We start from the raw sequence: 13,578 nt of genomic DNA, 5'->3' as shown, positions 1-13,578 counted from the left end.
GTGAGTAATTACTTACATTAATACGACATCATACTGTTCTTGTACATAAAAAGGTTCGACTTTCACTTCTACGTGTTTACCGACAAATACTTCAACCTCAGCTAAAGCATGTGATTCATCAGCAGTTAATGCATTTGCTACCGCTGAAGAAGCATAAACTAACAGATACTCACTGCGGTGAGCTTTATGTACCCGGACAATTTCCCGTAATATCTCATTACAAATCGTTTCGACTGATTTAACCATCCCACGACCACGACATGAAGGACATTCTTCACATAAAATATGTTCAATACTTTCGCGAGTACGTTTACGTGTCATTTCAACCAAACCTAATGCTGAAAATGAATTTACGGTGGTTTTAGCACGATCCTTACTCAGCGACTCCTGTAATGATTGTAATACACGTTCTCGATGAAGTGCTTGTTGCATATCAATAAAATCAATAATAACGATACCACCAAGATTACGTAGTCGTAATTGTCTGGCAATGGCAATGGTTGCTTCGATATTGGTATTAAATATGGTTTCTTCAAGATTACGATGCCCAACGAAAGCGCCGGTATTAATATCGATAGTTGTCATAGCTTCAGTTTGATCGATAATTAAATAACCGCCTGATTTTAATTGTACTTTTCGATCTAAAGCGCGTTGTATCTCATTTTCAATATCATAAAGATCAAATATTGGCATATTACCTTTATAATGCACCAATTTACTTGTCACCTCAGGCATAAACTCTTTAGTGAATTCAAACAATAGATCAAACGTTCTTTTAGAGTCGACTACAATTTTTTCAATTGGATCTCCAACGAAATCACGTAGTATTCTTTGCGACAAGACTAATTCACCATAAAGTAAATTTTTACTACCAGGGCGTGACATTCTTTCTTGAATTTTCTTCCAGAGACGTCGTAAGAACTGGATATCTTGTGCAATTTCATGTTCACTTGCGCCTTCAGCTGCCGTTCGGACAATAAATCCCCCTTCTGTGGTAATATATTTTTCCACAATATTTTTTAAACGTTGACGTTCTTCTTCACTCTCAATACGTTGCGAAGTGGCCACATGAGCGGAAGTTGGTCCAGGCATAAAAACCAGATAGCGTGACGGTAATGTGATATCTGTGGTTAGTCTCGCTCCTTTCGTGCCCATCGGGTCTTTTACCACTTGCACCATAATATCCTGACCTTGGCGAACTAATTCAGAAATATCTTTTACTTGAAATTGTTCTTGTTCAGAATCTGATACACATTCCGTATGTGGCATAATGTCTGAAGCATGTAAAAAAGCGGCTCTTTCTAAGCCAATATCAACGAATGCCGCCTGCATACCCGGTAAAATACGAATAATTTTACCTTTATAGATATTACTAACAATACCCCTTTTCGATTCTCGATCAATGTGAATTTCTTGTAGAATACCATCTTCAATGTAAGCAACTCGTGTTTCAGAAGGGGTGATATTCATAAACAATTCGACTGACATAATTTCCTCATTTAATCGATTGCAAAACAACGTCTAATTTGTCGTAAGAGTAAAAATACCCATGCCCATAATATTCCGTCGACAAAACTGGAAAAGAAAATTAATGGTGTGATGGTAATCACTCGATAAAGAATGATCTGGAATAATAATAGTAATAAATCATAACAAATTGACAGACCAAAAATAATGAAAGATTGTTGCCAGAGCGCTAAATTTCTAATAAGTTGAAAACGAAATAGTACTAAGTAAGCGATCAATGAAAAAATAAACGCATGTATACCGAGTAAGGTACCCAAGAAAAGATCAATAATTATACCGACCAAAAATGCAGTTGTTATGCCAACTCGATGCGGTAATGCAACAATCCAATAAATAAGGATTAACATTAACCAATGTGGTTTAAAAATATAAAATGATGATGACCATGGCATGATTTGTAATAGCAGACCAATAATAATTGTTACCCAAATCACCCAATAATTATGTGCAATATTATTCATTAGTGTTTGTCTCTTGATCCGGTGCTATTACCTGAGGCTTATTAGTTTCATTCCATAATAATAAAAGATAATGTAACCGTTTTAAATCCGCGATTGGTGCCGCAGTAATAATTGGTGTTGAATCATGCTCATCAACCTTAACTGAACTTACTGTAGCAACCGGATAACCTTGTGGAAATCGCCCTCCCAAACCTGAAGTCACCAGCAAGTCACCTACTTGAATATCTACATTATTCGGGAGAAAATCTAATAATAAGTCATTATTACAACCATTACCTACAGCGACCATGGTTAAACCATTTCTTAAAACCTGTACTGGGATAGCATGTTGTGAATCACAGATCAAAATAGCCCGACTGGTATTGTAAGCAGTGCTATAAATTTGACCAACGACGCCTTTTTCATCAACAACAGGCTGTTTAACAAATACACCTTCCCGGGATCCTTTGTCTAAGGTAACTTGATAGGCATAAGGGTTAGTATCAGCCAATAAAACTTGGGCAACCTTTTTATATTCATCATGACGTAATGGTGAACCTAATAATGTTCTTAATTCATTATTTTCTTTCTTTAAGGCGTTTAATCGAATCAAATCGCTTTCTTGCATTTGTAATTGTTTTCTTAACGTTTTGTTTTCATTTAATAATTCTTGTTGCGTTTTGGATAAATTATTCAATGTATTAAATGCTGATAATGGAGAGTTAGAAACAAAATATAAAGGGGAAACAGCCGTATCTAAATAATATCTTATAACGGTGAAAGGTTGGTAATTTATATCACATATGATTAATGATATTGCAAAGGACAACGCCAAAAAAATACGCAATCCCAAAGGCGTACTTTTAGAAAAAATCAGCTTCATTCGCCAAACCACCCTTTATTACTAAAATAAAAAGTGATTTGAGCAAAAGGACAGTAGTTATTCTTCACTAAACAGATCACCACCGTGCAAATCCACCATATCAAGCGCTTTACCACCACCACGAGCAACACAAGTCAATGGTTCTTCTGCAATTACAACATGGATACCCGTTTCCGCTGAAAGCAATTTATCAATATTTCGTAACAGAGCACCGCCACCCGTTAAAACCATACCATGTTCAGAGATGTCGGCAGCTAACTCTGGTGGGCACTGTTCTAAAGCGACTTTAACTGCACTGACAATACCACTTAATGGTTCTTGTAAAGCCTCTAAAATTTCATTGGAATTTAAGGTAAAACTTCTTGGCACACCTTCGGCAAGGTTACGTCCTCTGACTTCAATTTCTAAGACCTCATCTCCTGGATAAGCACTACCGATAGCATGTTTAATGCGTTCAGCGGTTGCTTCACCAATTAACGCGCCAAAATTACGCCGAACATAATTGATGATAGCTTCATCAAAGCGGTCACCGCCTATTCTTGCTGAAGCGGAATATACCACACCATTTAATGAAATAACCGCAACTTCTGTCGTACCACCACCAATATCGACCACCATAGATCCGGTTGGCTCTGATACAGGTAATTCAGCACCAATCGCAGCAGCCATAGGTTCTTCGATGAGATACACTTCACGAGCACCAGCGCCTAAAGCTGACTCACGAATAGCGCGCCTTTCCACTTGAGTAGCACCAACAGGAACGCAGACTAAAACTCGTGGGCTTGGTTTTAAAAAACTGTGGCTATGAACCTGACGAATAAAATATTGCAACATTTTTTCCGTAACGGAAAAATCGGCAATAACGCCATCTTTCATAGGGCGAATCGCTGCAATATTACCAGGTGTTCTACCCAACATTTGTTTAGCAGCGTGACCGACGGCTGCAACACTTTTAGGTGCACCATTACGATCTTGACGAATAGCAACAACCGATGGCTCATTAAGGACGATCCCCTGTCCTTTAACGTAGATAAGCGTATTTGCAGTACCTAAATCGATAGAGAGATCATTAGAAAAAATGCCACGAATTTTTTTAAACATAATAAAAGTTATTCCTAATTTAGTTGCATCCAAAAAATTGGCTGATATTGTATCTTATTTATATAGTAACGCATAGTTACAAATAATTAGAATTTTTGTATTTAATCGGATTTTTATTGTAATTTTTTTGTAAAATCCACAATTGGAAGAGATATATAATGACAAATTTAAATTAAAGGTGTATGCTTGCGCGCTGAACATAATTGTCTTAAAATTTAGCAATTTATCAGCTAATTTCGGCAAAAATAGTCATATCAGTTATTTATGATAAACACAATTGAGTTGATAGCAGGTGGTTTAGAGTAAATTAACCTTATCTTGACAATGAAACGAAAATACGGTGTTATTTATGGATATACGTAAAATAAAAAAATTAATTGAATTAGTTGAAGAATCTGGCATTTCTGAATTAGAGATCTCTGAAGGTGAAGAATCAGTTAGAATTAGTCGTGCCGTTTCTCAAGTAGCCTATCCGGTGCAAAATATTCATATACCGCAACCTGCACCAGCAGTGGTTAGTGCTCCAATTAATGAAACCATTCAACCTGCAACAGGTGAAAATGATGCTTGTGCAATGACAGGTCATACCATTAAATCGCCTATGGTTGGTACTTTTTATCGTACTCCAAGCCCGGATTCTAAAGCATTTGTTGAAGTCGGCCAAACAGTTAATGTCGGCGATGTATTATGCATTGTTGAAGCGATGAAAATGATGAATCAAATTGAATCTGAAAAAGCAGGAACTATCAAAGCAATTTTAGTTGATAATGGTCAACCGGTTGAATTTGATCAACCATTGTTTGTCATTGAATAATATTGGTCCTTCTCAATATGCTTCTATATGACATGAATACTAAAATAGCTGCTTAGAGGTTTGATATGCTTGACAAAATTTTAATTGCTAATCGGGGCGAAATTGCTTTACGCATCTTAAGAGCGTCTAAAGAACTTGGCATCAAAACTGTTGCAGTACATTCAACAGCTGATAAAGAACTTAAGCATGTACTTTTAGCCGATGAAAGTGTTTGTATTGGTCCTGCACCATCAGCAAAAAGTTATTTAAATATCCCAGAATTAATCGCTGCGGCAGAAGTAACTGGCGCATCGGCAATACATCCTGGTTATGGATTTTTATCAGAGAATGCCGATTTTGCTGAACAAGTGGAAAGTTCTGGATTTATATTTATCGGTCCAAAACCGGATACTATCCGTTTGATGGGGGATAAAGTTTCTGCCATCAATGCCATGAAAGCGGCTGGAGTTCCTTGTGTACCAGGTTCTGACGGTCCGTTAGGAAACGATATAGAATTAAATAAAAAGATAGCTAAAAATATTGGTTATCCGGTAATAATCAAAGCTTCCGGCGGTGGTGGTGGTCGTGGAATGCGTATCGTTCGTAACGAAAAAGATCTTGAACAATCCATCAAAATGACCAAAATGGAAGCGAAAACAGCTTTCAATAATGATATGGTTTATATGGAAAAATTCCTTGAAAATCCTCGTCATATTGAAATTCAAGTGCTTTCCGATGGGCAAGGTCATGCTGTTTATTTAGGTGAACGAGACTGCTCAATGCAGCGTCGTCATCAAAAAGTGTTGGAAGAAGCTCCAGCAGTTGGTATTACCGGTAAAATGCGTCAGTTTATTGGTGAGCGTTGTGTTAATGCTTGTATTGAAATTGGCTACCGTGGTGCAGGAACCTTTGAATTTTTATTTGAAAACGATCAGTTTTATTTTATTGAAATGAATACCCGTATTCAAGTAGAACATCCAGTAACAGAAATGATCACCGGTGTTGATTTGATTAGAGAGCAAATTCGTATCGCGTCAGGTTTTCCGTTATCAATTAAGCAGAAGGATATTCATATCAAAGGTCATGCGATTGAATGTCGGATCAATGCCGAAGATGCAAAAACATTTATGCCATCACCGGGTAAAATTACGCGTTTTCATGCTCCGGGTGGTTTTGGTATTCGCTGGGAATCACATATTTATGCTGGTTACACCGTACCACCACATTATGATTCAATGATTGGTAAATTGATTGCTTATGGTGAAACACGAGAAATTGCTATTGCTCGTATGAAAAATGCGTTATCAGAATTAGTTATTGATGGTATTAAAACTAATATCGATTTACATTTTGCTATTTTAGAAGATAAAAACTTCCAAAAAGGTGGCACTAATATCCATTATTTAGAAAAAAAATTAGGCATCTATGAATAATTGTTATTCATCAATGGTTGTAGATAGAAAACCACCGTTAAGGTGGTTTTTTATTTTTAACCCATGTCGTTTTATTTTTTTACATACGTATAAAATATCACTACTATTTATTCTTGATACAAATATTACTAACTGTTTGTTCTATAAAATAATCTATTAATATCATTAGATAAATTGCCTTGGCTATGTTTATGGATCAATTAAGATGATAGATTATGTATGATATTTTAGCTATTGCCATTAGCGGTAGTCATCATACTTTTATTTAAAACTGTATTTATTTACAGTGTCTTTGTTGCTATAATATTCATCAATCTAACATTATTGATAATAAAAATATGCTGACACAATTAACGGTAAATAATTTTGCTATAGTCGATCATTTGGTTATCGACCTTAATTCAGGAATGACTGCGATTACTGGTGAAACCGGCGCAGGTAAATCAATATCAGTCGATGCATTAAACCTCTGTTTAGGCGCAAGATCTGATGTCTCATTCATCCGTCATGGATGTGATCGTCTGGATATTTCTGCTCATTTTATTTTAGATGATACACCAAGTGCGCTTAAATGGCTGACCCAAAATCAATTGGATGATAATAACGAATGTATTTTAAGGAGGGTTATCAGTCAAGACGGTCGTTCTAAAGCTTTTATTAATGGTAGCGCTGTTCCGCTAAGTCAGCTAAAAGATCTGGGGCAAATGTTAATCCAGATTCATGGTCAACATGAGCACCAACAACTGTTACGTACTGAGCATCAACAATTAATTTTGGATCAATATCTGGCTGATAATCATTTGTTAGATAAGATGAAAGCGGCTTATCGTCTCTGGAAAGATACCAAAGATCAGTATCAAAACTATGAAAAGTCTCGTCATGAACGTGAAGCACATATCCAGTTGTTACAATATCAACTGAAAGAGCTTAATGAATTCGCTCCGATCGAAGGGGAATATGAACAAATTGATGAGGAATATAAGCGTTTATCTAACAGTGAACAATTAATCAACACCAATCAACAATTAATTGATTTATTAGATGAAAATACGGAATTTAATATCCTTAGCCAACTCAATCAGGCTAAAAATATTGCGCATAAGGTAACAGAACTGGATAATCAGCTCAACAATGTTGCTATTATTTTAGAAGAAGCCTATATTCAAATAAAAGAAGCCTGTTATGAACTGCATCATTATGCAGATAATTTAGAACTTGATCCGTCAAGGTCGATGTTACTTGAACAACGTTTATCAAAACAAATCTCTTTGGCACGTAAACACCATGTTAAACCCGCAGAGTTACCAAACTTACATCAACAACTTCTTGATGAACTTAAACAGATAACTTCTCAAGACGAGTATGGAGAACAGTTAAAAAAAGACATTGAAACTTATTATCAACAAGCGTTATCTATTGCGGAAACATTACATAAAAAACGCCTAAAAGTAGCAACCACATTATCAAAAAAAATTACCAAAAGTATTCGTGAGCTCTCCATGCCACACGGTCATTTTAATATCGATGTTAAGGCAGATGAAAATAAGTTAACAGAGTCTGGTTTTAGTCAAGTGATCTTTTTAGTGACTACCAATCCAGGACAGCCCTTACAGCCAATTGCAAAAGTGGCTTCGGGTGGTGAATTGTCACGAATTGCATTAGCATTACAAGTGCTTACCGCTCAGAAAATGGAAACCCCAGCACTAATATTTGATGAAATAGATGTTGGTATTAGTGGTCCAACCGCTGCTAAAGTTGGCAAATTATTAAGACAATTGGGACAATCAACCCAAGTTATAACCGTTACCCATTTACCTCAAGTAGCCGGTAACGCTCATTATCATTATTTTGTCGCTAAGCAGACTGACGGTAAACATACTCAAACGCGGATGACAATATTGGATAGTGAACAGCGGTTAAATGAGTTAGCTCGTTTACTTGGTGGCGATAAAATTACTGCTAATACCCTAGCAAATGCCAAAGAGCTTTTAATAAGTTAATATTGTTATTAATCAATTAAGCTTTTGAAGATTAACATTATCTTACCAACGTTAGTCATTTAATTATTGATTTTATTTATGATAAGATACACTATCGTTTTATGAGTAAGAGATAACCAATATGAACTTAACCAATAAACATATTTTATTAGGGATTACCGGTGGTATTGCGGCCTATAAATGTCCGGATTTAGTTCGTCAATTGAAAAAAATGGGAGCTGAAGTACAAGTTGTCATGACGGAATCAGCCAAACATTTTGTTTCAGCGTTATCCCTTCAGGCTGTGTCGGGTAATCATGTTTCCTACGATTTATTTGATTCCTCTGCGGAATTATCAATGGGGCACATTGCGTTAGCTAAATGGGCGGATTTAGTAATTATTGCTCCATGTACTGCCAACATGGTTGCTAAATTAGCTCATGGTATTGCCGATGATTTGTTAACGACTTTATGCTTAGCAACCACGGCGCCAATTGCTATTGCTCCAGCGATGAATCAATATATGTATCTTGCTACAATTACGCAACATAATCTTCAACATTTAAGTCATCGTGGTATTTCTATTTGGGGACCGGATCAAGGTGAACAAGCCTGTGGCGATGTCGGACCAGGTCGTATGCTTGAACCACAACAGCTATGTACTAAAATCGTTGAAAAGTTTGCTTTGTCAGCGCAATTGACAGATCTAAATATCGTTATTACTGCAGGACCAACGCAAGAAGCTTTAGATCCGGTACGATATATTTCTAATCATAGCTCGGGTAAAATGGGCTTTGCGATTGCACAGGCTGCCGCTGAGCTCGGAGCAAAGGTTACTTTAATTAGTGGCCCGGTAAATTTATGCACCCCACAAAATGTTAATCGGTATAATGTTAAAACAGCTCTAGAAATGCATCAAAAAACTCTTGAGTCGGTAAAGACTGCAGATATTTTTATTGCCTGTGCAGCTGTAGCCGATTACCGGGCGGCAAGCATTGCTGATCAGAAAATAAAAAAACAAGAAGGTAGTGAAGAATTAACGATTACCTTAGTGAAAAATCCTGATATAGTAGCTGATGTCGCTAATTTACAACACAATCGTCCTTTTGTGGTTGGATTTGCTGCTGAAACCAATAATGTTGAACAATATGCATTGAAAAAACTTACTCACAAGCACATGGATATGATTTGTGCCAATGATGTATCTTCACAAGGACAAGGCTTTAACAGTGATAATAATGCGCTTACCTTATATTGGTCAACCGGTAGATTATCGCTACCATTAACCAATAAAACCAAGTTAGCACAACAGCTTATTAATGAAATAATTAGACATTATGATGAGTATAACAATGAAAAGAAAAATTGATATTAAAGTTTTAGATAAACGATTTGGTCATGAATTTCCTTTACCGACCTATGCAACAACAGGGTCAGCGGGTATTGATTTGCGTGCTATGTTTGATAAAACAACTGAAATCAAACCTGGTGAGACGATTTTAATCCCTACGGGGCTTGCTATGCACATTGCTGATCCGCAACTAGCTGCTTTGGTATTACCACGTTCTGGATTAGGTTCTAAACATGGTATTGTCTTAGGTAATTTAGTTGGACTTATCGATTCAGATTATCAAGGTCAATTATTTGTACCTCTGTGGAATCGTAGTCAACACCCTTTTACCATTGAAATTGGTGACAGAATCGCTCAACTAATTATTGTACCAGTGGTACAGGCTGAGTTTAATATTGTAGAAGAATTCACTGAGTCAGTTCGTGGTGAAGGTGGTTTTGGTCATTCAGGTAAGAAATAATCGTGACAACCAAACGCAAAAATCGTAAAGAGGACATTTTACAAGCATTGGCTACCATGCTTGAATCAAACGAAGGTTCTCAACGGATTACTACAGCTAAATTAGCGGCAACTGTCGGGGTTTCGGAAGCTGCGCTTTATCGTCATTTTCCAAGTAAAACCAATATGTTTGAAAGCTTAATTGTCTTTATCGAAGATACATTGCTTTCACGAATTAATTTTATCTTACAAGAAGAAAGAGAGACTGAAACCCGATTGAAATTAATTGTGGCGTTAATTTTAGGATTTTCGGAAAAAAATCCGGGTTTAACTCGAATAATGACTAGTCATGCTTTAATGTTTGAGCAAGAAAAATTGCAAGATCGCGTCAGTCAATTATTTGATCGTATTGAAACGCAATTTAAACAAATCCTTCGTGAACGTAAGATTCGTGAAGGAAGTGGCTTTATTATCGATGAACGAATATTATCAGCTCAAATACTGGCGTTTTGTGAAGGAATGATGGCGCGCTATGTGCGCTCTGGCTTCAAATTCCTACCAACAACTGATTTTGAAATCCGCTGGTCATTACTTAGTAAACAATTAATATGACTGAAATCAGCAGGTGTTTGTTCTAAACATCTGCATTTATAACTTCATTAAAAAATACTGCATTTTAATCGAAATTAACTATTTGATTTATTTATAAAATAGATTATATTCATTATTCAATTAACGACAAGAAGAACAAAAATTTGTTAATGCTTAGGTAACAAAAGACGATATTAAGTCATTTTTGTTGCTACACCATATCTGATTAAATTGAGATTTAAACAGGTAACCTGAAAATCAATAAGAAGGTTAAGCATGGAAATTATTAACAGAAGCGTACAATTTTTTGAAAAATATGATAGTGCCATTTTGGGTTATGTAATCCATTTTGGGTTAGCAATTGTGATTTTTATCGTCGGACGATTTATTGCTATGTTTATTAGCAGTCAATTACGCAGAATTCTTAATGCCAAAAATGTCGAACCGACTATAATCAAATTTACCAGCTCTACCTCCCGTTATATCATTATGGGATTGACCTTGGTTGCAGTATTAGGTCAACTTGGTGTACAAACGAGCTCTATCGTAGCGATTATCGGTGCCGCTGGTTTAGCTATTGGTTTAGCCTTACAAGGATCTTTATCCAATTTCGCCGCAGGGGTATTATTGATTTTATTTCGTCCGTTTAAAGTGGGTGAATTAGTCATTGTCAGTAATATTCGTGGTACAGTTGATGCGATTCAAATTTTTTCGACTACGATTTTAACCCCAACAGGCGAAGCGGTAACAATTCCTAACAGCCATGTATTAGCGACTAGTATCATTAACTTTACCCGTCAGCCTAATCGACGTATTGATTTAACTATTGGTATTGATTATAAGGCAGATATCAAAGAAGTTTATCAGATACTCCAATCAGCGGTTGAACGAACTCCGAATGTGATGAAAGATTTAGGTATTATTATCCGTCTTGATGAACTAGCGACTTCAAGTATTAATTTTTTAGTCATGGTTTGGACAGATAATGATAATTATGGGCCGGTAAGAACCTTAGTTTTAGAAAATATAAAGAATGATTTGGATCATAATAATATTAATATTCCGTTCCCAACGATGGATATTAATATTAGATAAGATTTATTGGATACTGATATACAGTAGGAATTGTATCCAACCTATTTTATAAAAAATTTTATCAATCAGAGAACTTGATCCATATTCAGTGCCGGTTTATCGCAATCTGGGCAGCCAACGATTTTAGCTGGTACCCCTGCAACGGTTGTATGAGGCGGAACGGGATCTAACACAACCGAACCTGCGCCAATTTTTGCGCCACAACCAATTTCAATATTGCCTAGGATAGTCGCATGGGCACCTATCATAACGCCTTCCCTAATTTTAGGATGTCGGTCACCGTTTTGTTTTCCCGTTCCACCGAGTGTCACGGATTGTAAAATTGAAACATCATTTTCGATAACTGCTGTTTCCCCAATCACAATACCTGTTGCATGATCAAACATCACACCACAACCAATTTTAGCTGCGGGATGAATATCAACCCCAAATACAATAGCGATCTGACTTTGCAAAAATATTGCTAATGCTTCTCGCTCTTGTTTCCATAACCAATGACCGATCCGATACGCTTGGAGTGCTAAAAATCCCTTATAATATAGTAAAGGTGTTGAATATTTATTGGTGGCCGGATCTCGGACATAAACCGCGATAATATCGGTTATCGTTGATTTTATAATATGTGGATCGGCTTGATAAGCTTGACGAATCACTTCTCGTATATCTATTGCAGGCATTACTTCAGTAGCAAGTTTATTTGCCAAAATATAGCTGATTGCACTGGCAATATCGTCATGATTAAGCAAGGTAGCATGAAAATAACTTGCCAACATTGGTTCACATTTCACTAATTCAGTTGCCTCTAGACGAATTGTTGTCCACAATTGTTCAGGCTTAACTATTTTTTTTGCTACACTCACATAATGCTCCTATCAATAAATAATATGCTCATTTATTTAGTGTTGGAACTGGCTAACTCTTCTTTTTGAGTACGACCTAACAGCGTTTTTGCTGCTTCTAATGGATTTTTATTACGGTACAGAATTTGATAAATTTGTTCCGTAATTGGCATATCTACATGATATTTTTGCGCTAGTGTCCATACTTCTTTGGTATTTTGACAACCTTCGACAACTTGAGCAATAATGGCTTTTGCTTCTTCAACCGATTTATTTTGCCCTAATAATATACCAAAGCGACGATTACGAGATTGGTTATCTGTACAGGTTAAGACCAAATCACCTAATCCAGCCATGCCCATGAAGGTAATTGGATCAGCACCCAATGCAGCCCCTAAACGCATCATTTCTGCTAAACCTCGGGTAATCAATGCAACACGTGCATTGGCACCAAAACCCAGCCCATCAGACAAACCAGCACCAATGGCAATTACATTTTTAATTGCACCACCAAGCTGTACACCAATAAAATCTTTACTGCTATATACACGGAAACTTTTACTACAATGAAAAAGCGTTTGTAATTCATTCAAAAAAGCCTCATCAGTAGATGCAACGGTGACTGCTGTAGGTAAACCTAATGCGACCTCTTTGGCAAAGGTCGGACCAGAAATTACAGCCAAGGGGATCGCATCCCCTAAAATCTCTTTTGCGACATCTTGTAATAACCGACCAGAATTCACCTCAAGTCCTTTGGTAGCCCATACAATTTTTGAATCTTGCCGCAGAAAAGGCTTTATTTTACTTAGTACTTCACCGAAAGCATGACTCGGTACGACAATTAATAAAATTGGTGAAGACGATACAACGCTTTGAAGATCATATTCAATAGCTAAATTAGCAGGGAAAAAAATATCTGGTAGGAACTTTTTGTTTTGTCGATCTTGTTCAAGAGCTTGCATTTCAGCCTGATCATGTCCCCATAATAGGGTTTCATAACCATTGCGTGCTAATAAAATCGCTAAGGCTGTGCCATAAGAACCTGCACCAATAACACTGATACTTGATGAAGTTGTTGAACTTAAATGACGAGTCATATTTACCTACT

General features: G+C 36.6%; 13 protein-coding genes. 7 read left to right on the top strand and 6 right to left on the bottom strand.

Features of this window, described 5'->3' with window-relative positions; all coding sequences use genetic code 11:
* Positions 1–12 precede the first annotated feature (12 nt).
* From rng to JMI89_RS02695, 4 genes are read right to left on the bottom strand one after another with little or no spacing between them, the layout of a single operon-like run.
* Complete coding sequence (gene rng, locus JMI89_RS02710) at positions 13–1,488, bottom strand: ribonuclease G (protein WP_187756364.1); 1,476 nt, start codon at positions 1,486–1,488, stop codon at positions 13–15.
* A gap of 11 nt (positions 1,489–1,499) precedes the next feature.
* Positions 1,500–1,988, bottom strand: coding sequence for a rod shape-determining protein MreD (gene mreD / locus JMI89_RS02705; RefSeq protein ID WP_187756365.1), 489 nt, complete (start codon positions 1,986–1,988; stop codon positions 1,500–1,502).
* Positions 1,981–2,850: a rod shape-determining protein MreC gene (gene mreC / locus JMI89_RS02700; RefSeq protein WP_187756366.1), complete on the bottom strand. Its 870-nt coding sequence runs from the start codon at positions 2,848–2,850 to the stop codon at positions 1,981–1,983. The genes mreD and mreC overlap by 8 nt, the downstream gene beginning before the upstream one ends.
* A gap of 57 nt (positions 2,851–2,907) precedes the next feature.
* A complete protein-coding gene (locus JMI89_RS02695; protein ID WP_187756367.1) occupies positions 2,908–3,951 on the bottom strand; it encodes a rod shape-determining protein in 1,044 nt (347 codons plus the stop codon).
* A 349-nt stretch (positions 3,952–4,300) separates the two neighbouring features.
* On the opposite strand from JMI89_RS02695, the gene accB reads away from it, so the two are divergent.
* The 7 genes from accB (at position 4,301) to JMI89_RS02660 (ending at position 11,631) form a co-directional block, all read left to right on the top strand.
* Positions 4,301–4,765: an acetyl-CoA carboxylase biotin carboxyl carrier protein gene (gene accB / locus JMI89_RS02690; RefSeq protein WP_187756368.1), complete on the top strand. Its 465-nt coding sequence runs from the start codon at positions 4,301–4,303 to the stop codon at positions 4,763–4,765.
* 65 nt (positions 4,766–4,830) lie between these two features.
* Entirely contained in the window at positions 4,831–6,177 is a 1,347-nt protein-coding gene (gene accC / locus JMI89_RS02685; RefSeq protein WP_187756369.1) for an acetyl-CoA carboxylase biotin carboxylase subunit, read from the top strand.
* Between the two features lie 338 nt (positions 6,178–6,515).
* Positions 6,516–8,177, top strand: a complete 1,662-nt coding sequence (gene recN, locus JMI89_RS02680; protein ID WP_187756370.1) for a DNA repair protein RecN — start codon at positions 6,516–6,518, stop codon at positions 8,175–8,177.
* A gap of 121 nt (positions 8,178–8,298) precedes the next feature.
* Positions 8,299–9,525: a bifunctional phosphopantothenoylcysteine decarboxylase/phosphopantothenate--cysteine ligase CoaBC gene (coaBC, locus tag JMI89_RS02675; protein WP_187756371.1), complete on the top strand. Its 1,227-nt coding sequence runs from the start codon at positions 8,299–8,301 to the stop codon at positions 9,523–9,525.
* Positions 9,509–9,967, top strand: coding sequence for a dUTP diphosphatase (gene dut / locus JMI89_RS02670; RefSeq protein ID WP_187756372.1), 459 nt, complete (start codon positions 9,509–9,511; stop codon positions 9,965–9,967). Before coaBC ends, dut begins: the two co-directional genes overlap by 17 nt.
* Positions 9,968–9,969: 2 nt before the next feature.
* A complete protein-coding gene (gene slmA, locus JMI89_RS02665) occupies positions 9,970–10,557 on the top strand; it encodes a nucleoid occlusion factor SlmA (RefSeq protein ID WP_370633699.1) in 588 nt (195 codons plus the stop codon).
* A gap of 255 nt (positions 10,558–10,812) precedes the next feature.
* Positions 10,813–11,631: a mechanosensitive ion channel domain-containing protein gene (locus tag JMI89_RS02660; RefSeq protein ID WP_187756373.1), complete on the top strand. Its 819-nt coding sequence runs from the start codon at positions 10,813–10,815 to the stop codon at positions 11,629–11,631.
* A 65-nt stretch (positions 11,632–11,696) separates the two neighbouring features.
* Here JMI89_RS02660 and cysE read toward each other — a convergent pair whose 3' ends face one another.
* Complete coding sequence (gene cysE, locus JMI89_RS02655; RefSeq protein ID WP_187756433.1) at positions 11,697–12,473, bottom strand: serine O-acetyltransferase; 777 nt, start codon at positions 12,471–12,473, stop codon at positions 11,697–11,699.
* Between the two features lie 50 nt (positions 12,474–12,523).
* Positions 12,524–13,567, bottom strand: coding sequence for an NAD(P)H-dependent glycerol-3-phosphate dehydrogenase (gene gpsA / locus JMI89_RS02650; RefSeq protein ID WP_220679270.1), 1,044 nt, complete (start codon positions 13,565–13,567; stop codon positions 12,524–12,526).
* Positions 13,568–13,578 lie beyond the last annotated feature (11 nt).

It is taken from the genome of Frischella sp. Ac48 (genome assembly GCF_019641635.1).
GTDB classification, from domain to species: Bacteria; Pseudomonadota; Gammaproteobacteria; order Enterobacterales; family Orbaceae; genus Frischella; species Frischella japonica.
The sequence above is the reverse complement of the archived record's forward strand: the minus strand, read 5'-3'. Positions and strand labels throughout refer to the sequence as shown.

Bases quoted from the DNA above. Each gene is read 5' to 3' on its own strand.
- rng (WP_187756364.1), bottom strand. From the start codon at position 1,488: ATGTCAGTCGAATTGTTTATGAATATCACCCCTTCTGAAACACGAGTT.
- mreD (WP_187756365.1), bottom strand. From the start codon at position 1,988: ATGAATAATATTGCACATAATTATTGGGTGATTTGGGTAACAATTATT.
- mreC (WP_187756366.1), bottom strand. From the start codon at position 2,850: ATGAAGCTGATTTTTTCTAAAAGTACGCCTTTGGGATTGCGTATTTTT.
- JMI89_RS02695 (WP_187756367.1), bottom strand. From the start codon at position 3,951: ATGTTTAAAAAAATTCGTGGCATTTTTTCTAATGATCTCTCTATCGAT.
- accB (WP_187756368.1), top strand. From the start codon at position 4,301: ATGGATATACGTAAAATAAAAAAATTAATTGAATTAGTTGAAGAATCT.
- accC (WP_187756369.1), top strand. From the start codon at position 4,831: ATGCTTGACAAAATTTTAATTGCTAATCGGGGCGAAATTGCTTTACGC.
- recN (WP_187756370.1), top strand. From the start codon at position 6,516: ATGCTGACACAATTAACGGTAAATAATTTTGCTATAGTCGATCATTTG.
- coaBC (WP_187756371.1), top strand. From the start codon at position 8,299: ATGAACTTAACCAATAAACATATTTTATTAGGGATTACCGGTGGTATT.
- dut (WP_187756372.1), top strand. From the start codon at position 9,509: ATGAAAAGAAAAATTGATATTAAAGTTTTAGATAAACGATTTGGTCAT.
- JMI89_RS02660 (WP_187756373.1), top strand. From the start codon at position 10,813: ATGGAAATTATTAACAGAAGCGTACAATTTTTTGAAAAATATGATAGT.
- gpsA (WP_220679270.1), bottom strand. From the start codon at position 13,567: ATGACTCGTCATTTAAGTTCAACAACTTCATCAAGTATCAGTGTTATT.